Genomic DNA, 22,029 nt, shown 5'->3' on the forward strand with positions numbered 1-22,029 from the left:
GATTTAGGTACAAACGTGTGGCCGAATCATAAAAAAGAGCTTATTAAAAACTATTAACTAAATCTTGGTTTTATGAAGAAGATGTTGTTCAAACAGAAGTTTCTGTTGCTCCTTTTGGGATGCCTGATTCCGCTAGGAGTTTATGCCCAGGAAGTAACGATATCGGGTAGAGTAACCGACGCCGGTGACGGCATTGGCCTGCCAGGTGTTACGGTTGTTATAGAAGGAACCCAAACAGGTACTATTACCACACCTACCGGCGACTATAACTTAAACGCCAATGTGGGTGATGTTTTGCAATTCTCATTTATTGGTTTTGAGGCCGAAGCAAGAGTTGTTGAAGCAGGCGTATCTACTATAAATGTAGCCATGACCCCCAGTGTATTCGGCATGGACGAAGTGGTAGTGATTGGTTATGGATCGGTTAAGAAAGAAGATTTAACCGGATCAGTTACTGCTATTGATGCTACCAAATTAAATAAAGGACTTGCTACGTCGCCCTCTGACATGCTAGCTGGTAAAGTGGCTGGTGTTAGTGTTACCAGTGATGGCGGAGCGCCAGGTGCAGGTGCTACCATTAGAATCAGAGGTGGTTCTTCCATGTCGGCCAGTAATGATCCCTTAATTGTGATCGATGGTGTGCCGGTTGACAATTCCTCAGGTATTAGTGGAATGTCTAACCCTTTAGCCTCTATTCATTCAAATGACATTGAGACTTTTACTGTATTGAAAGATGCGTCTGCAACCGCCATTTATGGTTCACGTGCCTCCAATGGTGTCATTATTATAACCACCAAAAAGGGTGCTAAGGGTGCTATAAAAGTATCCTATGATGGAACTGTTTCTGTGAGCACAAAGACCGGTACCGTTGATGTGATGGAAGCGGATACCTATAGAACCTATGTGACAGAGGTGTTTGGCGAGGGTAGTGATCAGGCTTCCGTTTTAGGGACTGCTTCCACTGATTGGCAGGAGGAAATATTCCGGACATCGGTCAGCTCCGACCACAATGTGGGTTTGTCAGGTGCCATTAAGGAAGTTCCTTTCCGATTCTCAGTGGGTTACACCAATCAGGAAGGTATTCTTAAAACATCGGCCATGGAACGGACCACTGCTGCATTGAATTTAAATCCGAAATTGTTTGAAGACCGGCTCAACGTTCAGTTAAGTCTAAAGGGATCCTACAATAAAAGCAGTTTTGCCGATCATGGCTCTATTGGATCCGCTACCCAGTTTGACCCTACACAGCCGGTGTACGCTGATAGTAATTATGGCAATGGTTACTATATGTCATTAAAAGAAGATGGTACCCCTATTGATATTGGTCTGGCCAATCCTTTGGCTGTATTGGAAGAGCGTTCTGACAAGGCAGATGTTTACAGAAGCATTGGTAATCTTCAGTTGGATTACGCTTTTGACTTTTTGGCTGGATTAAAGGCCAACCTTAACTTGGGATATGATATTTCTGAAAGTGAAGGCGATGTAATTGTTAACGATAACTCCCCCATGAGTTGGGTCTGGGGTAACTATAAAGCTGGTTGGGGCGATAACAGAAGCTACAGTCAGTTGAAAAGAAACACACTTTTGGATTTCTTCTTAAACTACAACAAGGAAGTGGCTGCCCATCGTTTTGATGTTATGGGCGGATATTCCTGGCAAAGGTTCTATTCAGAAGAGGATAATATATATCCATATTCTCCTGAGTCGGCTGAAAGTTTTGGCGAAGAATTCTACCGGGATATGGATGAGTATTCTACCGAGTCATACATTGTTTCTTTCTTTGGACGGTTGAATTACAGTCTGATGGATAAATATTTATTGACGTTTACTCTACGAAACGACGGTTCTTCACGATTTAGTCCCGATAACCAGTGGGGACTTTTCCCTTCCGTGGCTTTGGCCTGGCGATTGAACAATGAATCCTTTATGATGGGACAAGAATTGTTTTCGGACTTAAAACTTCGTTTAGGATACGGTGTGACCGGTCAGCAAAGTCTTGGGCAGGGAGATTACCCCTGGATGGCCAGATACAGCTACAGTCAGGCAGGTGCCAACTATTTCTTTGGAGATTCAAAAATTCCTTTAATTCGTCCGGTCGCTTATGATGAAAATCTGAAGTGGGAAGAAACGACCACCTATAACGTTGGAATGGATTTTGGAATCTTGAACAATCGGGTTACAGGGGCATTGGATGTTTATCAGCGTGAAACGGTTGATTTGTTAAACACCGTAGCCATAGCCGCCGGAACCAATTTTAGTAACCAGTTACTGACCAACGTGGGTGAGTTGACCAACAAGGGATTTGAGTTTTCTTTGACAGGACGACCTGTTGTTGGGGAAAATTTCAACTGGACCCTGAATTATAACATCGCCTATAACGAAAATGAAATCACCAAATTAACCATCAATGATGATCCCAATTATTCAGGTGTTATCCATGGTGGAATTGATGGAGGAACAGGCGCCAACATTAAGATTCACAGTCTGAATAATCCTGCTGGTTCATTTTATGTTTATGAGCAAATTTATGACGAAACCGGTAAGCCCATTGAAGGGGCCTATGTGGATCAAAATCAGGATGGCGCCATTAATGAGGAGGATTTGATCATTTATAAGAAATCCTCTCCCGATATTACCATGGGCTTTTCTTCACAGCTCAACTACAGGAGCTGGGATTTCAATTTCTCCTTGCGCGCTAACTTAGGGAATTATGCTTACAATAATATCCAGTCGAACCGGGAAGCGCAGAATGCGATGTTTGATCCATCCGGTTTCCTGAAGAATGTTGTAAACAGTGCGCCTTATACCAATTTTTCTGATCCTCAGTATTTATCCAGCTATTACATACAGGAGGCTTCTTTCCTGAGAATGGATAACGTTTCTTTGGGATACACCTTTGACGATCTGGGTATCTGGCGTGAAGGCCAGAGAGGCAGAATTTCATTTACCGTTCAGAATCCTTTGGTCATTACCGATTATAAGGGAATTGATCCTGAATTTAGCAACGATGGGATTGATAACAATATCTATCCCCATCCCCGTGTATTCATTCTGGGCTTAAGTTTAAATTTTTAATTCGATAGATTATGAAGGCATATAAATATTTAACATTATTATGGGCAGCAGGCATGGTTCTTGGATTAGGCGCCTGTACTGATGACCTGAATACCATACCGCTGGATGAGGATGAGTTGGTTTCTGAAGTTGTTTATGACAACACGATAGATGCTTACCAACAAAGTCTTGCTAAAATATACGCGGGACTTGCTATCAGTGGTAACAGCGGTGGAGACGGTGACCCGGATGTGGCTGGTGTGGATGGTGGAAGTCAGGCCTCTTTTTTAAGAGGGTTATGGAATCTACAACAACTACCAACGGATGAAGCTCACTGTGCATGGGGCGATGTGGGGATTCCTGACCTCAACGAAATGACATGGAGCCCTGATAACGTTTTTATTAAAGGTTTTTATTACCGCCTGTATTATCAGATTAATCTGGCGAATGCCTTTTTGAGAGAAACAACAGAAGGTAAATTGTCAGAACGCGGCGTTAGTGATGCCAATAGAAGCGTCATCAATGAGTATCGTGCGGAAGCACGCTTTCAGAGAGCTTTGGCTTATTATTATCTGTTAGACATGTTCCGAAATGTTCCTTTTGTTACTGAGGACAGTCCACTTGGAAAGGATGCACCCCCACAAATGGAGGCCAGTGTCATTTTTGAGTACATTGAATCCGAACTTTTAAGCTGTGAAGCTGATATGCTGGAGCCATTTGTCGGATACGACAATCAGGATTACGGACGGGCGCACAAAGCGGCTGCCTGGGCCTTGTTGTCCCGCTTGTATTTGAATGCCGAAGCATACATTGGTGTGGACAAGTACACTGAAAGCATTACCTACAGTAAAAAAGTGATGGAGGTGGCTTATGAGCTGGAAGGAAATTATAAGCACAATTTCACGGCTGACAACCATCTTTCAACAGAAATGATTTTTCCCATTCGTTACGAGGGAACGGAAACCCAAACATGGGGTGGCATGACATTTCTTATTGCAAGTACCGTGCCTTCTGATTTGCAGTCTGAGGTGAATTCAGTTGGTGCATGGCAAGGTAACCGGGCCAGATCTTCCTTGCTGGATTATTTCCAGGCTCAGGACGATTTTGAGCAGGACAGTCGATTTGCCATGGTTCGTGTTGATAAAACCGAGAGTGTGGAGATTGAAAGTCGCACATTATACAGAAACAATGGTATTCCAATTGTTAAGTACTACAATGTTTACAACGACGGAACAAATCCCCCAAGCAACATTGTTTACAATGATTTTCCTTTGTTTCGTTTAGGTGAGATTTATCTGAATTTTGCTGAGGCCGTTTTACGGGGTGGTGCTGGTGGTACTACCCAGGAAGCCTTGGATCTGATTAATGAATTGCGCGCCCGTGCTTATGGAAATGAAACCACTTCTGCTATTGCTCAGAGTGAATTAACGCTTGATTTCTTATTCGATGAAAGAGGTCGTGAGTTCTTTTTTGAGGCGCAGCGTCGTACCGACATGGTTCGTTTTGGAAGGTTTGCCGGATCTGCCTATAACTGGCCCTGGAAAGGTGGCGTTGAAGAAGGAAAAGCCGTTGAGACCTATTTAAATATTTATCCGATTCCTTCTGATGACATTGGAGCCAATCCGGGATTGGTTCAAAACGACGGATACTTTGTAAATATTGAAGAGGAATAAGCAAACATTTTAAAAATTACACCATGAAAAAAAATCATATATATTGGATGTTGTTGTTCTTGCTCCCATTTCTTGCGGGCTGTGAGGATGAGAATAAGGCCGTGTTGGATTTGAATCAATCCACACCGGCAACCATTACCAGTCCGGCTTCTGGTGCAGCCTTTGAATTGCTGGCTGAAAATGCCGATGAGTTGGTCGTGCTGGAATTTGATCCGGCCCTCTTTGAAGTGGATGTGGCCACAGAATATGTTTTGGAGATGGCTGCCAGCTCTGAATTCACTGAGCCTATTGTTTTAGAGGGGACCATGGATGTGACGGACGGAATGGCTTCTTTTAGTGTGGTAAATTGGAATAAAGCTTTATTGGCTGAGGAATATGAGCCAATGGTTGAAGCGCCTGTTTATTTTAGACTGGTTACCAGAATTCTTGATTCAGAGGTGTACAGCTATTCCAATGTGTTGGATGTTAATGTAACGCCCTACAAAATTGCCTCGGATGGATCAACCGATGATGGTTCCAGAATATACATTGTTGGAGCAGCCGTTCCTGCCGGATGGAATCCCGGTGATGCAGTAGAAATGGTAAATATTGCTCCCGATACTTATCGGGCCACCACGACTTTCACGGTAGAGCGTTTCCGCTTTTTGTCACAATTGGACTGGGGCGATGGCTATAATTTCCCCTATTTTGAGACTGTTCCTGAGGAATTGTTGGAAAATGCCCGTCAGGATGACCGTGAGGATGGCGATGAGAACCTTTGGTTTAAAGGAGAACCAGGCGAATATGTGATCACGGTGGACCTGGCCACAAAAACCATTACAATGGAGCCAGCCACTTCTGATGGAACTGTAGATGATGGCAGTCGGATTTATATTGTTGGAGCTGGTGTTCCTGATGCCGGATGGGATCCTGGCGCTGCAATTGAAATGATTAATATTGCCCCTAATGTTTACAGAACAACAGCCACTTTTGCCAATGATCGCTTCCGATTCCTAGGGCAAATGGACTGGAATCCGGTAGCCTATAACTGGCCTTTCTTTACCGGTTATGTGAGTGGTATGCTGGAAAGTGCACTCCAACCAGATCGTGAGGATGGTGACGGAAATATTTGGTTTAAAGGGGAGCCAGGCGAGTATGTGATCACCGTGGATTTGGACAAGAAAACCATTGTAATGGATGCACCTTTTTCGGATGATGGCACTAAGCTTTACATTGTTGGAGCTGGTGTTCCTGATGCCGGATGGGATCCTACGGCTGCCATAGAGATGAATAATATAGCGCCGAATGTATATCGTGCCACCGCTACTTTTGCGAATGATCGTTTCAGATTTTTGGGACAAAAAGATTGGAATCCGGTGTCGTACAATTGGCCTTATTTTACCGGAGAGGTAAGTAGTATGCTCGAAAGTGCCTTGCAGCCTGATCGTGAGGATGGCGACGGGAATATTTGGTTTAATGGTACTCCAGGGTCTTATACCATAACTGTTGACCTTGAAGGAAAATGGATCACCATGTATTAATTTGATTTTTTTGAAAGGGATTCCTGTCATAGGGGATCCCTTTCCTAATCTTTTTGTGCTTGCAATTTATTTCTTTGTCCGGATTTTTACCGTTCGTTCTTCCTTAAGCCGGTCTCTGTCAAGGAGGCTGATGCTATTTATTTTGATGGGTTGATGCGTTTTTGATATTAAAAATGACCTTCTACCATTGGTCTTCTTCGGCTTTCATGAAATCGTCTATTTAAACATTCTCTATGCAAAAATATTTATTACTATTTCTCGTGATTTTGGTAAGCACCTGGTCACAGGCCCAGGTGGTATCCAGTACGCCCTCTATTGCGGTGGAGGGGCAGGCTGTTACCATTACCTTCAGAGCCGATGAGGGCACCAAAGGCTTAATGGGCTTTACCGGTGATGTGTATGCGCATACCGGTGTTATTACATCTGAGAGTACCGGCAATTCTGATTGGAAATATGTGGTAGCTGCCTGGGGGGTCAATGTGCCAAAGGCTAAACTGACCCGAATTGCTACCGACTTGTATGAATTGGAAATTTCGTCGGATATTCGGAGCTACTACGGGGTGCCCGAAGGTGAGGACATACTGAAAATGGCCTTTGTCTTTCGAAGCGCCACTCAGGTAAATGGCAGTTGGCTGGAAGGGAAGGCGACTGGTGGAACAGATATTTTGGTAGATGTATACAAAGAAGGCCTGACGGCCTTATTATCCGCTCCTGCTGCAGATGCCCTTTTTCTTCCGGGGGAGGAAATTGTGGTGACCGGCAGTGGTTTGAATGCCGACGGCTTAAGACTCTACCTGAACGATGCGCTCGTGAAGGAAAGCACTGATTTGTCGCTGAGCCACACGCTCACGGCCCCTGCCTCCGGCAGTCACGAACTTCGCCTGGAGGCCTATAAAGGTACAGCGGTAGAAACTCAAGCCATCTCTTTTTACATTCGGGAAGCCGTTGAAACGGCTCCCAGGCCAGCGAATCTGCGACTTGGTGCCAATGTTGTTGATGCCAACAAGGTGACACTGGTTTTGCAGGCTCCGCATAAAGAATTTGTGTATGTGCTGGGAGATTTTAATGGTTGGGCACCAACGCCTGAATCCCAAATGAAGAAGGATGGGGAATATTTTTGGCTGACCATCGACCAGCTGGAAGCAGGCCAGGAGTATGCCTATCAATATTATATTGATGGTGAATTGCGTTTGGCCGATCCCTATACCAATAAGGTTTTGGATGGATGGAATGACAAGTATATTGAGGATCGGGTGTATCCAGATTTAAAACCTTTTCCGCACGAATTTACTACCGGATTGGTCTCGGTGCTGAATACCGCACCCGAGCAGTACCAGTGGCAGGTGAATGATTTTCAGGCGCCTGCCAAAGAGCGTATGGTGGTTTATGAAGTGCTTATCCGGGATTTTACGGCCAATGGTGATATCAAAACCATTACCGATACCCTGGATTATTTCCAGCGCCTGGGAGTGAATGCCATTGAGCTGATGCCTTTCAATGAGTTTGAGGGCAACGACAGTTGGGGGTACAATCCCTCGTTTTTCTTTGCGCCCGATAAGGCTTATGGCACTATGAACGATTATAAGACCTTCATTGATGCCTGCCACGAAAGGGGTATTGCGGTGATTATGGACATGGTTCTGAATCATTCCTACAGCCAGTCGCCCCTGCTTCAAATGTATTTTGATGAAGGTAAGCCATCGGCCGACAATCCCTGGTACAACCAGGCGCACAATATGCAGAACACCGGTGCCCAATGGGGGTATGATTTTAACCATGAAAGTTTGTATACGCAGGCCCTGGTCGACAGCATTCTAAGCTTTTGGATGGAAGAATTTAAGATAGATGGTTTCCGTCTGGATTTCACCAAAGGATTTACCAATACCGTTTACGGTCCCACCTCCTGGGCCAGTGCGTATGATGCGAGCCGCATTGCCATCCTTAAGCGGATGGCCGATCAGGTGTGGACCGTTAAAAATGATGCCATCATTATTTTTGAACATCTCTCAGATAACTCTGAGGAGAAAGAGCTGGCCGAGCATGGCATTCTGTTGTGGGGTAACATCAACCACAACTTTTCAGAGGCTGTGATGGGGTACAACGAAAGCGGAAAATCCAATCTGGATTGGTCGTCCTATAAGCAGCGTACCTGGAATGAACCCAACCTGATTGCCTACATGGAAAGCCACGATGAAGAACGGGTGACTTATAAAGCCCTGACGTATGGAAAAGTGGCCGGCGATTATTCCGTTAAGGATCTGGATACGGCCCTGGAGCGACATCAGGCGGCAGCCGCCTTTTTGATGGTTGTTCCCGGGCCAAAAATGATCTGGCAATTTGGTGAACTGGGCTACGATATCAGCATTGACAATGGTGGTCGGCTGGGGAAAAAACCACCCAAATGGGACTACATGGATGTGCCTGCCCGCAGGGAGTTATGGCAGGTCTATGCCGAGCTTATTCAAATGAAGACCCTGGAACCGGTTTTTTCAACCTCCGATTACACGATTGATGTTTATGGTGCTGTTAAAAAAGCGGCCTTAAATGGCACGAATAACCAGGTACGTCTGGTGGGTAACTTTGATGTGGTAGCCATAGTGTTGCCCCTCAGTTTTCATCTACCGGCTGGTGGTACAATCATTTTGAAAGGGACAGTATAAATGTCACCGATCTTAACATGGAAATTACGCTGGCGGCGGGCGAATTTGCCCTGTTTACCGACCAAAAACTGGAGGAAGTATGGTTGGTGTCATCCATCGATGAAGGTCAGATGGAGGAATCGACACAAACGATGGTCTTTCCCAATCCGGTAGGTGATGAATTACATATAAAGGCCTCTCAGCAAATCAATGCGGTTCAGATTTATGATATCAACGGCCGCTTGATCCTCCGCAGTGAGGAACAAAGTGTTAACTCTGTTTTGAATTTGTCAGCTTTGCAGTCTGGTTTTTATTTGATGCAGATTGAACTGGCAGATGGAGGGGTGGAATATCATAAATTGCAAAAGTAGTTGTGGTAGGGGCGTAGTTGAAAACTACGCCAAGCCCCCAGTGTGATGTTGAATGCTATGAAGATCAGAGGCGTGGTTGAAAACTACGCCAAGCAAGGTTTGAAAATTACGTCGAGCATGCTTCAGAATATTTTCAAAAGTGCCGGAATCCGTTCAGCGGAATTCGGCACTTTTTTAATGGGTGATTTTGAAGATTTCGTTGTTGGAGTAGGAGGTGCTGCCGGCCGGCGGGTTGGCCAGCTTTTTATTTTCGATGGGACAAGTCTTGAACAAGATCTTTTTGATGATGTAGATGGCCGTGTCGACAATTATTTTGAAATCAGCAATGAGCGATTGTTGATTGACGTAAATCAGGTCGTAGAGAATTCGTTCGGACATTTCTTTCAGGTCATGGGCATAACCATACTTAACCATGCCTAAAGAAGTTAAGCCGGGTTTGGTTTTCGTTATCAGGCTGTAATAAGGGGTGGTTTTTTCCAATTGCCTGGCAAAGTAAGCTCTTTCCGGTCGGGGCCCGACAATGGCCATGTTTCCTTTCAAAACATTCCAGAATTGGGGGATTTCATCTAAGTGGCTTTTCCGAAGAAAATGGCCAACGGGTGTAATTCTGTCATCCTGGCCTTTTGCCACCAATTGTGGTCCCTCGTCTTCAGAATTGGTGAACATGGTTCTGAATTTATAGAGGATGAAAGGTTTTTTGTTTTTACCCAAACGTTCTTGTCGGTAAAAAACGGGACCTGGCGAAGTTCTTTTTATTCGCCAGGCAATGATCGGAAACAGCAGGGTGGCTATCAGCAAACCCAATAGCGAGGTGAAGATGTCGAACAGTCTCTTGATGGTCTTGAACCACCAGGAAGGGGTTCTTGGCCGGATGGCTAAAACAGGTATTTGGGTAAGGTCTAATGTGTTGAACCCTCCGCCAATGCTTTCTAAAGTTCCGGGTGCCAATCGAACCAGCACTTCTTCGGTATTGATTTCTGAAAGAATCTGCTCAATTTTTTTTGTTTTTTGAGAATGATTGAGAATAATCACTTCATCAATGTTCTCCCTTTTTACAATCTCGGGTGTTTGAATAAACTCTCCCAGATAAGGCATTTCGGTATAGGTTGTGTTTTCTGCTTTGTGACTGCTGCAATAGCCGGCTAGTATGAGGTTGTTGACCTCAATGTAACGTAGTATTTCTTTAAAATAGGGCGTGTCAGGCAGTTTGTGAAAGACCAGTAATACTTTGTGATGGATCCAGCCCAGACGCAGGATGTAGGTGAGTGTTAAATGAATAAGAAACCTGCCAAAGGTCATCATCAGGGCGTACAAGCTGACGATGATTAAAAGCTTTAATAAAAACTGGGGATACATGGTTATCCACGCCTCTTCCAATGACAGAAATACAAAGGATGCCATATAGAGAATGGCCAATAGGGAAGAGGGCCTTTTCATGGAAAGTTTCCCGATGGAAGCGGCATCGGTTTTGTAACTGCCAATAGAAATTAAACCAACCACTAAAATGACCGACATCACAACCTCGGCAGGCAGGAGGGGGGAGAATTGGAGTGGTTCGCGCAGTTGTAAAATAGAAAGCACCGAAGCAAAACTGTAAAGTAATATTACAGAACTCATGAAGTCAATGCCTGCAGCAAGAATGGCCGGTAGCCTTCGTTTAAAAAACTGGGTCGATAACATTAATAGTAAGGGGTAAATATTATCAAATGGTCTGTTTTTGTGGTTTCAACTCTCTATAGTAACGCCACAAAGTTGAATATAGTATTTTTTTTATAATATTTCCCACCCACTTGCCCAGCTCTGCGTAGTTTTTAACTACGTCGCTTTTCTCATCCCTTTGTTCGAAAAATTACATAAAATTAGTAACAGACATCTGAAAGGCGTAATTTTGTGTAAAATTGAAATAAATTGAAAAGATTATTTGTTATTTCAGGTTGTAATGGAGCAGGGAAAACAACTGCCTCTTATACGGTTTTGCCTGATATTTTGAATTGTGACGAGTTTGTTAATGCCGACGAAATTGCTAAAGGACTTTCACCATTTCATCCTGAATCAGCAGCCATTCAAGCGGGAAGATTAATGCTTGATAGGATTAATAAGTTGATTTTTAAAGGATCAGATTTTGCTTTTGAAACCACTTTAGCAACCAAAAGTTATAGTAACTTAATTCTAAAGGCAAAAGAAAACGGATATCATGTTACTTTGTTGTTTTTTTGGTTGCGTTCGACTGATTTGGCGGTAAAAAGAGTAGAAACTCGTGTAAAGGAGGGAGGGCACAATATTCCTGAGGATGTTATTCGGAGGCGTTATGTGAGCGGACTAAAAAATTTCTTTGGCAAATATCATAATATGGTTGACGAGTGGATGTTTATTGACAACTCAGGAGAACCATATGAGATAATCGCTCATAAAAATAGTGTTGGAGAGGTCATTAAGAATAGTGGTAAGTGGAATCAATTGTTGAATAGTTATAAATAGTCTTGGCATGGATAATAGTGAAAAAATAATTATAGGTTTAGAAAAAGCTTATAAGAAACTAGTAGAGTTTAAAAAATATAAGAAAACGCCCATTATTGTTTCTAAGGATGGAAGGGTTGTTGAGATTAATCCGAATAAGATTAATAGTCAAGACAATGTATATAAAAGATAGGTAGTTGTCCCACCCTACTCACCCCACTCACCCATTCTACCCTTTCCGCTCCACCAACCCCACCCACCTCCTCTTTTTTTTTATCTTTGCCTTCATGATTAATGATACTTTCAGACATAAGGGTTTAAGATCGCGTCTGGTGGATGAATTGCGCGGAAAGGGGGTTGGCAGTGAGGCCGTTTTAAGGGCCATCCATGCGGTTCCGCGTCATTTGTTTCTCGACAGTTCTTTTGTTAAAATGGCCTATAAGGACATTGCCTTTCCTATTGGGGCCGGCCAAACCATCTCACAGCCATCTACGGTGGCCCGCCAAACGCAACTTTTAGAGGTTTTACCGGGACAAAAAGTGTTGGAAGTTGGTACTGGTTCAGGTTATCAGGCGGCTGTTTTGGGTGAAATGGGGATTGAATTATACAGCATTGAGCGCCAATCGGAACTGTACAAGAAATGTTGTCAAATGCTGCCCTATTTGGGTTATTCAAAAATTCATCTTTTCCTGGGGGATGGCTATGAAGGTCTGCCCGATATCGCTCCCTTCGATGCGATTTTAGTGACTGCCGGTGCTGAGGAAATTCCTGCTAAGCTGTTACTGCAATTAAAAGTCGGTGGTGTTATGGTGGTGCCGGTCGGAAGTAAAATCCAGATCATGACCCGCATCAGACGACTAAACGAGGAGGAGTTTGAGCAGGAGGAATTCGGAGAATGTGCTTTTGTGCCCATGTTGAATGGCATCAATCAATAGCATTGTTCTTTTTTTGGGTAAACTTAATACCACTGCTATTGGTTATATCTTTAAATAAACAACTAATTGAAATATTATGCAGGTTAAATCATTGATTTTTAATCCATTTCAGGAAAACACCTTGATATTGTACGATGGAACGAAAGAGTGTGCCATTGTGGACCCCGGTATGTTAACTTCTGAAGAAGAGGGCTTGTTGACCACCACCATTCAGGAGTTGGGATTGAAACCGGTTAAGCTTTTACAGACCCATTTGCACCTCGACCATGTGTTTGGGACTGCTTTTGTGACCGACCATTATGGACTGGAACCAGAGGCGCACGAAGCGGACCTTCCTTTTATTGACCAGCACAAAGAGTATGCCCGCACTTTTGGCGTTGAGGTGGCTTCCAATCCGCCTAAACCCAGGATTTTTTTGAAGGAGGGGGATGAGGTGAAGTTTGGTGATACAACTCTTCAGGTGAGACACATCCCCGGTCATTCGCCCGGTGGAATTGTTTTCTATAATGAAAAGGCAGGAATTGTTATTGCGGGAGATGCTTTGTTCAGTGGAAGTGTGGGACGAAGTGACTTGCCCGGTGGTAATCATGAGGATTTGATCTCTTCGATCCATGCTAAATTGATGTCCCTGCCCGATGAGGTGGTGGTATATCCCGGGCACGGACCAAAAACGTCTATCGGACAAGAACGGACCAGCAATCCTTATTTATAGCCAAGGGTTCGATCAGGCAGATGGGGTGCTGCCAAAAATCACCTATTTGCCATGGGGAAATCGCGCTTTATTTCATTTTATTCTGCTATATTCAAACAATATTTTTGCCGTCATTGTTTAGTCAGCTTGAAGCGTATAAAATGCTGATTATTAGGTTTTAAATTGGTGTTTTTGTGGAGAGTTGTTTTGAGCAGGCCGTTCGTTTCATCTTAGATCGTTTATTATGTCCCAATTTCAGTTCGTTAATCGCCACGTTGGTCCCCGAAAAGAGGAGGCCGACACCATGTTGAAAAAGTTAGGTGTTTCTTCGCTGGATGAGTTAATTGTTCAGGCGGTGCCTGATTCAATTCGCATGGACAGACCTTTGAATTTGACGGATGGCATGACAGAGGATGTTTTTCTTAAACATATTTGGAAACTGGCCTCCAAAAACAAGGTGCTCAAGACCTATATTGGAATGGGCTATTATGGTACCTTAACGCCTTCGGTCATTATTCGTAATGTGTTGGAAAATCCGGTTTGGTACACTTCCTATACACCGTATCAGGCAGAGATTTCGCAAGGGCGTCTGGAGGCCTTACTCAATTTCCAGACCATGATCACCGAGTTGACGGCCATGGATATCGCCAACGCCAGTCTGCTCGACGAGGCCACTGCAATGGCTGAGGCCATGATTATGATGTACAATACCCGCAGTCGGTCTCAGGTTAAAGCCAATATTAATACCTGTCTGGCAGACGAAGCCATTTGGCCGCAGACCCGTGCTGTTATTGAGACGCGTGCATTGGGACTGGGCATTGATTTGGAATTTGTGGCTTCGGATCAAATGGTTTTTGATAGGGACAGGCACTTCGGGTTGATTTTGCAGTACCCCGATGGTGCCGGTAGGGTGTCTGATTATGCCGTTCTGGTTAAACAAGTACATGAAGCTGAAGGAAAGGTCGCTGTAGCCACCGACTTGCTGGCTTTGACCATTCTGACGCCTCCCGGAGAATGGGGGGCGGATATCGTAGTGGGTAGTTCACAGCGAATGGGAGTGCCCATGGCTTATGGCGGACCGCATGCGGCGTTTTTGCTACCCGGGAGGAACTGAAGCGCTTTATTCCGGGCAGAATTATTGGTATTACCAAGGACGTGAATGGGAACCGGGCATTGCGCATGGCTTTGCAGACACGCGAACAGCACATCAAACGGGAAAAAGCCACTTCCAATATCTGTACGGCTCAGGCACTGCTGGCCACAATGGCCGGTTTTTATGCCGTATATCATGGTCCCGGGGGCTTATCCGACATAGCTACCCGCGTCCATAACTATACTTGCGTTTTGTCTGTGGGACTTGAACAACTGGCTTGAAGCGCCTCAATTCTACCTTTTTTGATACCCTGCATTACCGCCTGCCCAAGGGACCTTCTACCGAGAAACTCAGAAGTATGGCTCTGGCCCGCGACATTAACCTGCTTTATTCAGGTGTGAGTGAATTTGGAATTAGTCTGGATGAAACCACCAGCGAGGCGGATTTGACCGACTTGCTGTTATTGGTAGCGGAATGTATTGGTGCTGATGTCCCTGAATTGAATCTTCAGGCGCCTTGTCAGTTGCCTGAGCAACTGAAGCGTACTTCGGGCTTTATGAAGCAGGAGGTGTTTCATAAATACCGGTCGGAAACGGAAATGATGCGCTATGTTAAGCGACTGGAGCGCAAGGATATGTCTTTGGCTCATTCGATGATTTCCTTAGGTTCGTGCACCATGAAACTGAATGCGGCCTCTGAAATGTTTGCCATTAGCTGGCCCGAGTTTGCCGGCTTGCATCCTTTTGCACCCTTGGATCAGGCGCGTGGCTACCATGAAATGATGGTTGAGCTGCGGGCTGATCTGGCAGAAATTACCGGTCTGGCCGATGTCAGCCTTCAGCCCAATTCCGGCGCGTCGGGCGAGTATTCCGGATTGATGGTCATCAGGGCCTGGCACGAAAGCCGGGGAGAAGGCCATCGGGATATTGCCCTGATTCCGGCCTCGGCACATGGGACCAACCCGGCGAGTGCCGTTATGGCGGGATTAAAAGTGGTGGTGGTCAAGTGCGATGCCCGGGGCAATATCGACCTGGTGGATATGCGTGAAAAGGCGGAGGCCCACAAGGATCATCTGGCCTGTATCATGGTAACCTATCCATCCACCCATGGCGTATTTGAAGCTTCCATTCAGGAGCTTTGTCAGGTGATTCACGACAATGGCGGTCAGGTTTATATGGACGGCGCCAATATGAACGCCCAGGTCGGCCTGACCAGTCCGGGTATTATTGGTGCAGATGTTTGCCATCTGAACCTGCATAAAACATTCGCCATTCCACATGGGGGTGGCGGTCCCGGCGTAGGACCCATAGCAGTGGCAGCCCATTTGGTCGATTTTTTACCGGGCCATCCGGTGATCGATAATAAGCGACCAGCCATGTTCACAGTCTCGGCTGCTCCATGGGGCAGTGCCGGGGTATTGCCCATCACGTATGGCTATATAAAGATGATGGGCGGTGAAGGACTTACCTATGCCACAAAAATGGCGATATTAAATGCCAACTATCTGGCTTCAGAACTGAAGGCAGATTATGGTGTGCTCTATGACGGCGAACGCGGTCGTGTTGCCCATGAGCTTATTCTGGATTGTCGCCATTTGAAAACGTCATCCGGCATTTCGGAGCTGGATATTGCCAAGCGATTAATGGATTACGGCTTTCATGCACCAACACTCTCCTTTCCGGTTCATGGTACTTTAATGGTGGAGCCCACCGAGAGTGAGTCGCTGTCAGAATTGGACCGCTTTGTGGAAGCCATGCGCAGTATTCGCCGGGAAATTGCAGAGGTGGAAAGCGGAGCGGCCGATAAAACTGATAATGTACTAAAAAATGCACCGCACCCCGAGCAGGTGGTGTCGGCCGATATCTGGAACCATTTATATGGTCGCGAAAAGGCTGCTTTTCCCTTACCCTGGGTGCGTGAAAATAAGTTTTGGCTCACCGTTGGTCGTGTAGACGATGCCTATGGTGACCGTAACCTGGTATGTACCTGTGATCCAATAGAATCCTATCAATGATTAAGGCTTTCGAAGTTTTTGAAACCAAGGAGTCGAAGCGTAGCGTAGTTCCGATGCCTAAAACTTATTTGTTTCGGAATTTACATTTCGTAAATGACTGTTTCAAAAACGAGAGTAACAGTCTATCCTGATTTTTCGGGACAGTCTTTGGCGCTTTTTTATAAAGACTACCTGAAAAGGCCTGCCACCTGCATAGCCACGCGCTGATTGTACTCAAAAGCCAGGCTTTTGTGGTTGACCAAATCGACAATGGTTCCGATGAAACAAAGTCCGGCCGTGAAAAAATAGAGAATTCCCATGCCTATGTGGTTGATGAGGAATCTGTGAATGCCTGCAAGTCCGATGAATCCCAGAAGCGCCGTCAGCAAAATAAGTTGGGGATCCCGCCTTCTGGTACGGTAGATGTTGAGAAAGTTTCTGACGTCAGATTCTGACTTGTCCTTTAATAGCGAATGAAGAAATTGGGCTTCTTCCAATTCAGCCTCGGGCATTTGTTGCAAAATGTTTTCCATAGTGGGTGTTAGTTTTTAGTGTGTGTTGCTTTGGGTGATTTAAAAATGGTCCATATGCGATGGATTAAAATGACTACAGCCGGAATTCCCAAGGGGTGGCTTAGGAAAGACTGTGACAAATGGCCTCTGAACAGCCACGAAACAGAGGTGCCCAATCCACATCCGGGACAAAAACCGATGTTCAGATTTTTAGCCAGACACAAAGAGGCATGTCCCTCATCCAAAGGTGAATGAAGTGCCAATGCGAGTAAAGCGGCCATCCAGAAAAAGCCTTCCAAATGAGCTGTTTTAAATTGATATTTGGGAAGAGAAACTTGCATCCTTCTGGAATAAAAAAAATGTGAGCTGTCCGTTTTTCAACTTTCAATTGAAAGTCATTCAAATATAGAGTTTTCTTTTGGCAATGGGAATATTTGTCATGAGAATATGAGTTATTTCATAGTATACGCCTTCCGGGATTTTTAACTTTAGTCAAAACACCGGATATGCGAAGAAATGAAAAACATCCCGAGAGTCAGATGCTTTCCCTGGGTTATCAAGCCGACAAACATCTGGGAGCTGTAAAATGCCCGCTTTTTTTGACTTCTACTTTCGCTTTTAAAACCGCAGAGGAGGGAAAGGCTTTTTTTGAACTGGCGTATGGGTTGCGGGAAAAAGCGAAGGGTGAAGAAATGGGGATGATTTATAGCCGGGTGGATAATCCGAATTTGCACTTGGCTGAGCAACGTTTGGCTGTGTGGGATGGGGGTGAGGATGCTGCCTTTTTTTCAAGCGGGATGGCGGCCATTTCTACGATGTTGTTGACTTTTTTAAAGCCGGGCGACTTGTTGATCTATGGCGCTCCGGTTTACGGCGGAACCGATCATTTTATCAATCATGTGCTACCGGATTTCGGCGTGGATGTGTTTCAGTTTACAGCTAAAGATGACTTTAATGGGATTAAAAATCGACTCGAGAAAGATTATCCCCATCGATATCCGGCCTTTATTTTTACGGAGATTCCGGGCAACCCGACCAACGCTTTGATTGATATTGAAATGTGCAACCGTCTGGCTACTGATCTTAGCAGGGATGGGAAAAGGCCTTTGCTGGCGGTGGACAATACCTTTTTGGGCCCCTTGTTTCAGCATCCCTTGAAGTGGGGGGCAGATATTTCGGTTTATTCAGCTACCAAGTTTATTGGTGGGCACAGTGATTTATTGGCCGGGGCCTGTGTTGGCCGGGGCGACTTAATCACGAAGATCAAAGGCATGCGAACTTTTTTGGGGTCCATGCTGGATCCGCATTCCTGCTGGCTCATATTAAGAAGTCTGGAAACCCTGAAAATAAGGATGGAGCGTCAGGCTGCATCTGCCCAAAAAGTCGCCGGGCATCTGAAAGACCATCCATTGGTTGAGAAGGTGCATTATTTGGGCTTTTTGGCGGATGACGATCCGCAAAAAGTGATTTTCGACAAACAATGTCTGTCGGCCGGATCCATGATTGCCTTTGAAGTGAACGGGGGTGAACAGGCTGCCTTTGCCTTCCTGAATCACCTCCATCACTTTAAGTTGGCCGTAAGTCTGGGGTCGACAGAGAGCCTGGCTGAACATCCGGCAACCATGACGCATGTCGATGTAATGGCCAGTGACCGTCAATTGTTTGGGATTACCGATGGTCTGGTCCGCTTAAGTATCGGCGTAGAGGAACCTGAAGATCTGATTGAGGACATTGATCAGGCCCTGGCGGCATGATGGTAAGTCGGAGTTCGAAGCTTTAAAAAAGGCTTATCTGGCAGAGGATATTTTTGCCATGCAGGCTTTAATGGACGAAAATGAATTGATGAGTGAGTATGGGTACATTTTGCTGGGAAAACGGAACAAGGCATGGTTAGAAGTCCTGCCCGAAATCTTCCAAAAGCAAACCAGTCTGGTAGCCGTTGGAGCCCGTCACCTACCCGGTAAGGACGGACTGCTTAATCTGCTCACAGAGGCGGGATATACTGGAGAGCCGGTTTTTTTAACAGTCTCATTTAAGTTTTTATGTGTTACAGCACGCAAATTGGGAAGAGTAAGGCGCAGCTCTCAGCCCGCTTTAAGGCCAGTTTTGGCAATGCCGAAGCAGCGAATGCCCTGATGAGCGAAATTCACAATACTAAAAAGCGGATGCCCGTTATTTTGAGCTCCCTTTCCGAAAAGGACTGGCTGCAAGGAGGCGACCTGCTGATGCAAAATGACCGTCTGCAGGCGGTGGTGGTGTGACCGGGAAGGTAGCCCCATGGTCTTTCCCCGCAATCAAAAAAGGGGTTGCCCATGCGGACAACCCCATTTTGGTTCTCTATTGTTCTAAAAAACTACTGCTGTACTTTTACTTGAATGGTGATGGTGCTGGCGCCTCCGGTTCCTGTCACTTCTTTAACCAGAAACAGTCCTTGTTTGTCATCTACAGTTGTGAAGGCGACCACATCGCCTTCTGCCAGTTGGCTGGCTGAGGAGTTGCTGATGTTTTCTTCAGCTACAATAAGCGCATCATCTTCGATGCCATCAAATTCCGTCTGTCCCAGTAAAGTAATTTTAAACTTGGTCGCATTTCTTGCGGTCCAGGTAGCCAGACCATTAGTCGCATTGTTGTACACTGAAATGGCTCCGTCATGATTAGGTGCTGCAATGGTTGCAAAACCAGTGTTACCATAGAAATAAACAAAGTCAATTAATTCGTAATTGGCTTTGGCATCTGCCTGAGAATAAACGGTATTGTTGGTGCTGGAGTAAAAACTTCCGGCAGAGGCGGTATAGCTTCCCAATAACTTAGCCTCATAGCTATTGATCTCACCAGCGGCAGATACCACTTCAAAAGTAAAGGCTCTTGTTTCTGTATTGCCTTTGTTGTCAGTTACCTCGAAGGCAAAATTCTGAGTGCCTATATTGTCTTCATAGGCCGTGAAGCTGAATGTGCCGTTATACGTCAGATCACTTGAGAACTCGTTGATAAAATCATACAACTCATAGTTCTGCAGAATTTCGACCGACTCCAGTTTGTTATTATCAATGGTTACTGAATAATTGAAGGCCAATGTTTCGCCGACAGCCACTTCTTCCGGAACGGTGCCGTCAATTAGAATTGAAATGCTGACCTCATCTTCTTCACAGGATGTGAATCCTAATCCCATAATCATAGCCATTAGCAGGCCAAATAGTCTCATTTTCTTCATAATTCTCATTTTATTTTAATTGTTTAATAATGGTTCTTAGTTTTAAGTTTTCTCTAAACGTTCTAACGAGACTAATCAAATTTTGTTCCAAAAAAGGAGTACAATCACTTATTGCTCCCGGTATCCAACCGTCTGCCCATAGAGGGCTTTTTGCATGGGGTTTAAGTTGAGTGTTTTGTGGAGGTCGTCCGCATCCACCCAGGCACGGATAACGCAACCTAAATTTTTGCTGGCAGCTGTCAGGTAGACATTTTGTGCCATAAAGCCTGAATTGGCATGGGAGGGAATCAATGATTCCGTTGTTATGTCCTCCGGCCTTTCCACACCCGCCTTGGACAGATCACTGACGTATACAAAGTTGAGTGGCGCCGTGGCTACAAAATCCTGTAGGCCCGCATGCTTCCTGAAGTCCCCTTTTTTAAGCAGTTCTAACATATGTTGTTCGGCATTGTACTTGTAAATGCCCTTTTCGAGAAAGACATAGAGTTCCATTTCCTGCTTGTTTTGAGAGGAGGGGGCTGTCCTTTTGTCATCCCGGTTGAATCCCCAGGCGGCCCAGCAAAGATCTGAGACATCCTGTAATGACAGCGCCTGGCTGGAGAACGCCCGGTTCGACTGGCGTTTGTTAAGTGCTTCCATTAAAGGTATACCCCCTGAGTTGTCAGGTGCCGGTAGTTCAATGTTTTGACTGTAGGCACTGTGGGCCAAAAGAAAAAGGGTTAAGAACATCGTGGTTGTGAGTTGTTTCATAGCTAAAATTTTATATGGTTTTTAATGGTTGTTTCAGATGATTACAAATGTATATATTGTCGGGTTATTTCATCATAAAAAAGCAGGTCTTCATCAGGGATTCCCGGAATTTGGTCATTTAAAGTGTTGTCGTAGTAGTTGTTAGGCGACTATTTTATATTTTAGCCATCCAAACTCATAAAACCTTTAACCATGAAAAACAATTCTTCATTCAAGGCCGATTGTAGTCTTATTGGCCGCAGCAGCCTGCTTTTTCTTTTTTTTACTTTTCTTTTGAACCCTGTTTTTGCTGAACTTAATAAGGATAGTGATAACCGGGTCATACGCCAATTGGAGCAAATTGAAAAATTGCAGGCCGATTACAAGTGCAAGTTGCAAGAAGCTGATTCTTTGATTGTGGTTGGTGATACGCTTCTGAGCAGGACGACCGAAGAGATTTATCAGGCCACCATTGAAATGAAACACAAAGCCAAGACCTATAGTGACCAAAAGCGCGACCTGGAGAAAACCATGTTAGAGCTTCCGCGACAGGAGGCCAATGATTTAAGGGCAACCATTCGTCAAATGGACATGGATTACAGAGACGCGCTTAAAGCATATGACGATTTTATGCGCCAGGTCATTCGTGAATCAGAAAAAGGTTTGTCGAGCTATGACAAGGGCTTGGAATTCAGAAAAGAAGCTGAAAGAGGGCTTCGGGAAGTAGAACGGCGGATGGCTGAAATCAAGAACTCTTTGGATAGCAGCCATGAGGAAGGTCCGGATGTAACAATGAGATAAAGCTCTTTCCTAAAAGTGTGAATTTTCACCCATATTTGGGGGATGTTTTAACGGTTGTTGCGGTTGTTTGCTGCAGCAACCGTTTTTTATGCTATCCTTGTAACAAATGATTGAACTTAATACCGATTAAATGGTTGTTGAAATTGACCTTTCAGTGCACAATGCAAACGTTTGAAGGATTTTTTTAATACGAATTTTTCAAAACTTTAATAGTTTCGCAGGCAGCACCTCTAAAATTAGGTGAGACCGCTGTTCTTTTATTTAAAAATCGATTAAATTGTGTTAGTGTATGTTAGATTCTTTTTTGTAGGTTCGGATGAATAAATTATTTTAGCGTGGCAAAAAAATAC

At 44.8% G+C, this 22,029-nt stretch carries 19 protein-coding genes and 1 pseudogene; 15 read left to right on the forward strand and 5 right to left on the reverse strand.

What is annotated here, in order from left to right:
* The first annotated feature begins 72 nt into the window (after positions 1 to 72).
* From JCM15548_RS07050 to JCM15548_RS23270, 5 genes are all read left to right on the forward strand, one after another.
* The gene (locus JCM15548_RS07050; protein ID WP_062123822.1) at positions 73 to 3,075 is read left to right on the forward strand and encodes a SusC/RagA family TonB-linked outer membrane protein; all 3,003 of its coding nucleotides are present in this window, start codon (positions 73 to 75) and stop codon (positions 3,073 to 3,075) included.
* Between the two features lie 11 nt (positions 3,076 to 3,086).
* Complete coding sequence (locus tag JCM15548_RS07055; protein ID WP_062123824.1) at positions 3,087 to 4,727, forward strand: RagB/SusD family nutrient uptake outer membrane protein; 1,641 nt, start codon at positions 3,087 to 3,089, stop codon at positions 4,725 to 4,727.
* Positions 4,728 to 4,750: 23 nt separating this feature from the next.
* Complete coding sequence (locus JCM15548_RS07060; protein WP_062123826.1) at positions 4,751 to 6,247, forward strand: SusE domain-containing protein; 1,497 nt, start codon at positions 4,751 to 4,753, stop codon at positions 6,245 to 6,247.
* 233 nt (positions 6,248 to 6,480) lie between these two features.
* Positions 6,481 to 8,907: an alpha-amylase family glycosyl hydrolase gene (locus tag JCM15548_RS07065; RefSeq protein WP_227625552.1), complete on the forward strand. Its 2,427-nt coding sequence runs from the start codon at positions 6,481 to 6,483 to the stop codon at positions 8,905 to 8,907.
* A gap of 17 nt (positions 8,908 to 8,924) precedes the next feature.
* Complete coding sequence (locus JCM15548_RS23270) at positions 8,925 to 9,257, forward strand: T9SS type A sorting domain-containing protein (protein ID WP_227625553.1); 333 nt, start codon at positions 8,925 to 8,927, stop codon at positions 9,255 to 9,257.
* Between the two features lie 174 nt (positions 9,258 to 9,431).
* On the opposite strand, the gene JCM15548_RS07070 is transcribed toward JCM15548_RS23270, so the two are convergent.
* On the reverse strand, positions 9,432 to 10,937 hold the full coding sequence (locus JCM15548_RS07070) for an exopolysaccharide biosynthesis polyprenyl glycosylphosphotransferase (protein ID WP_062123828.1): 1,506 nt from the start codon (positions 10,935 to 10,937) through the stop codon (positions 9,432 to 9,434).
* A gap of 228 nt (positions 10,938 to 11,165) precedes the next feature.
* On the opposite strand from JCM15548_RS07070, the gene JCM15548_RS07075 reads away from it, so the two are divergent.
* The 6 genes and pseudogenes from JCM15548_RS07075 (at position 11,166) to gcvPB (ending at position 16,447) form a co-directional block, all read left to right on the forward strand.
* Positions 11,166 to 11,735 carry an ATPase gene (locus JCM15548_RS07075; protein WP_062123830.1) on the forward strand — a complete coding sequence of 190 codons (570 nt, stop codon included), beginning with the start codon at positions 11,166 to 11,168 and terminating at the stop codon, positions 11,733 to 11,735.
* A gap of 7 nt (positions 11,736 to 11,742) precedes the next feature.
* Positions 11,743 to 11,907: a hypothetical protein gene (locus JCM15548_RS22245; protein ID WP_173427653.1), complete on the forward strand. Its 165-nt coding sequence runs from the start codon at positions 11,743 to 11,745 to the stop codon at positions 11,905 to 11,907.
* A 94-nt stretch (positions 11,908 to 12,001) separates the two neighbouring features.
* A complete protein-coding gene (locus tag JCM15548_RS07080; protein WP_062123869.1) occupies positions 12,002 to 12,649 on the forward strand; it encodes a protein-L-isoaspartate(D-aspartate) O-methyltransferase in 648 nt (215 codons plus the stop codon).
* Between the two features lie 76 nt (positions 12,650 to 12,725).
* Positions 12,726 to 13,361, forward strand: a complete 636-nt coding sequence (locus JCM15548_RS07085; protein WP_227625554.1) for an MBL fold metallo-hydrolase — start codon at positions 12,726 to 12,728, stop codon at positions 13,359 to 13,361.
* 283 nt (positions 13,362 to 13,644) lie between these two features.
* Positions 13,645 to 14,714: pseudogene (locus JCM15548_RS23275) on the forward strand (glycine dehydrogenase).
* Positions 14,711 to 16,447 carry an aminomethyl-transferring glycine dehydrogenase subunit GcvPB gene (gcvPB, locus tag JCM15548_RS23280; protein ID WP_262486923.1) on the forward strand — a complete coding sequence of 579 codons (1,737 nt, stop codon included), beginning with the start codon at positions 14,711 to 14,713 and terminating at the stop codon, positions 16,445 to 16,447. Before JCM15548_RS23275 ends, gcvPB begins: the two are co-directional and overlap by 4 nt.
* Before the next feature lie 167 nt (positions 16,448 to 16,614).
* On the opposite strand, the gene JCM15548_RS07095 is transcribed toward gcvPB, so the two are convergent.
* Together JCM15548_RS07095 and JCM15548_RS07100 are read right to left on the reverse strand one after the other, a co-directional pair.
* The gene (locus tag JCM15548_RS07095; protein WP_173427654.1) at positions 16,615 to 16,959 is read right to left on the reverse strand and encodes a TM2 domain-containing protein; all 345 of its coding nucleotides are present in this window, start codon (positions 16,957 to 16,959) and stop codon (positions 16,615 to 16,617) included.
* A gap of 8 nt (positions 16,960 to 16,967) precedes the next feature.
* On the reverse strand, positions 16,968 to 17,279 hold the full coding sequence (locus JCM15548_RS07100) for a DUF2752 domain-containing protein (RefSeq protein ID WP_062123834.1): 312 nt from the start codon (positions 17,277 to 17,279) through the stop codon (positions 16,968 to 16,970).
* A gap of 165 nt (positions 17,280 to 17,444) precedes the next feature.
* On the opposite strand from JCM15548_RS07100, the gene JCM15548_RS07105 reads away from it, so the two are divergent.
* Genes JCM15548_RS07105 through JCM15548_RS23285 form a run of 3 tightly spaced genes read left to right on the forward strand, consistent with a single transcriptional unit; the run spans position 17,445 to position 19,199 of the window.
* A complete protein-coding gene (locus JCM15548_RS07105; RefSeq protein ID WP_062123836.1) occupies positions 17,445 to 18,692 on the forward strand; it encodes a cystathionine gamma-synthase family protein in 1,248 nt (415 codons plus the stop codon).
* Positions 18,661 to 19,074 carry a TraB/GumN family protein gene (locus JCM15548_RS07110; RefSeq protein ID WP_083985015.1) on the forward strand — a complete coding sequence of 138 codons (414 nt, stop codon included), beginning with the start codon at positions 18,661 to 18,663 and terminating at the stop codon, positions 19,072 to 19,074. The genes JCM15548_RS07105 and JCM15548_RS07110 overlap by 32 nt, the downstream gene beginning before the upstream one ends.
* Positions 19,074 to 19,199, forward strand: coding sequence for an SOS response-associated peptidase (locus JCM15548_RS23285; protein ID WP_227625555.1), 126 nt, complete (start codon positions 19,074 to 19,076; stop codon positions 19,197 to 19,199). The genes JCM15548_RS07110 and JCM15548_RS23285 overlap by 1 nt, the downstream gene beginning before the upstream one ends.
* A gap of 92 nt (positions 19,200 to 19,291) precedes the next feature.
* On the opposite strand, the gene JCM15548_RS07115 is transcribed toward JCM15548_RS23285, so the two are convergent.
* Both JCM15548_RS07115 and JCM15548_RS07120 read right to left on the reverse strand, forming a co-directional pair.
* The gene (locus JCM15548_RS07115) at positions 19,292 to 20,149 is read right to left on the reverse strand and encodes a hypothetical protein (protein WP_157482501.1); all 858 of its coding nucleotides are present in this window, start codon (positions 20,147 to 20,149) and stop codon (positions 19,292 to 19,294) included.
* Positions 20,150 to 20,257: 108 nt separating this feature from the next.
* Positions 20,258 to 20,899 carry a SagB/ThcOx family dehydrogenase gene (locus JCM15548_RS07120; protein WP_062123843.1) on the reverse strand — a complete coding sequence of 214 codons (642 nt, stop codon included), beginning with the start codon at positions 20,897 to 20,899 and terminating at the stop codon, positions 20,258 to 20,260.
* A 192-nt stretch (positions 20,900 to 21,091) separates the two neighbouring features.
* Here JCM15548_RS07120 and JCM15548_RS07125 point away from each other — a divergent pair, with 192 nt between their 5' ends.
* Entirely contained in the window at positions 21,092 to 21,679 is a 588-nt protein-coding gene (locus JCM15548_RS07125; protein ID WP_062123844.1) for a hypothetical protein, read from the forward strand.
* Positions 21,680 to 22,029: the final 350 nt, after the last annotated feature.

It is taken from the genome of Geofilum rubicundum JCM 15548 (assembly GCF_000974365.1).
Taxonomy (GTDB): domain Bacteria; phylum Bacteroidota; class Bacteroidia; order Bacteroidales; family Marinilabiliaceae; genus Geofilum; species Geofilum rubicundum.

Coding starts and splice junctions, on each gene's coding strand:
- JCM15548_RS07050 (WP_062123822.1), top strand. CDS start 73: ATGAAGAAGATGTTGTTCAAACAGAAGTTTCTGTTGCTCCTTTTGGGA.
- JCM15548_RS07055 (WP_062123824.1), top strand. CDS start 3,087: ATGAAGGCATATAAATATTTAACATTATTATGGGCAGCAGGCATGGTT.
- JCM15548_RS07060 (WP_062123826.1), top strand. CDS start 4,751: ATGAAAAAAAATCATATATATTGGATGTTGTTGTTCTTGCTCCCATTT.
- JCM15548_RS07065 (WP_227625552.1), top strand. CDS start 6,481: ATGCAAAAATATTTATTACTATTTCTCGTGATTTTGGTAAGCACCTGG.
- JCM15548_RS23270 (WP_227625553.1), top strand. CDS start 8,925: ATGGAAATTACGCTGGCGGCGGGCGAATTTGCCCTGTTTACCGACCAA.
- JCM15548_RS07070 (WP_062123828.1), bottom strand. CDS start 10,937: ATGTTATCGACCCAGTTTTTTAAACGAAGGCTACCGGCCATTCTTGCT.
- JCM15548_RS22245 (WP_173427653.1), top strand. CDS start 11,743: ATGGATAATAGTGAAAAAATAATTATAGGTTTAGAAAAAGCTTATAAG.
- JCM15548_RS07080 (WP_062123869.1), top strand. CDS start 12,002: ATGATTAATGATACTTTCAGACATAAGGGTTTAAGATCGCGTCTGGTG.
- JCM15548_RS07085 (WP_227625554.1), top strand. CDS start 12,726: ATGCAGGTTAAATCATTGATTTTTAATCCATTTCAGGAAAACACCTTG.
- JCM15548_RS07095 (WP_173427654.1), bottom strand. CDS start 16,959: ATGGAAAACATTTTGCAACAAATGCCCGAGGCTGAATTGGAAGAAGCC.
- JCM15548_RS07100 (WP_062123834.1), bottom strand. CDS start 17,279: ATGCAAGTTTCTCTTCCCAAATATCAATTTAAAACAGCTCATTTGGAA.
- JCM15548_RS07105 (WP_062123836.1), top strand. CDS start 17,445: ATGCGAAGAAATGAAAAACATCCCGAGAGTCAGATGCTTTCCCTGGGT.
- JCM15548_RS23285 (WP_227625555.1), top strand. CDS start 19,074: ATGAGCGAAATTCACAATACTAAAAAGCGGATGCCCGTTATTTTGAGC.
- JCM15548_RS07115 (WP_157482501.1), bottom strand. CDS start 20,149: ATGAAGAAAATGAGACTATTTGGCCTGCTAATGGCTATGATTATGGGA.
- JCM15548_RS07120 (WP_062123843.1), bottom strand. CDS start 20,899: ATGAAACAACTCACAACCACGATGTTCTTAACCCTTTTTCTTTTGGCC.
- JCM15548_RS07125 (WP_062123844.1), top strand. CDS start 21,092: ATGAAAAACAATTCTTCATTCAAGGCCGATTGTAGTCTTATTGGCCGC.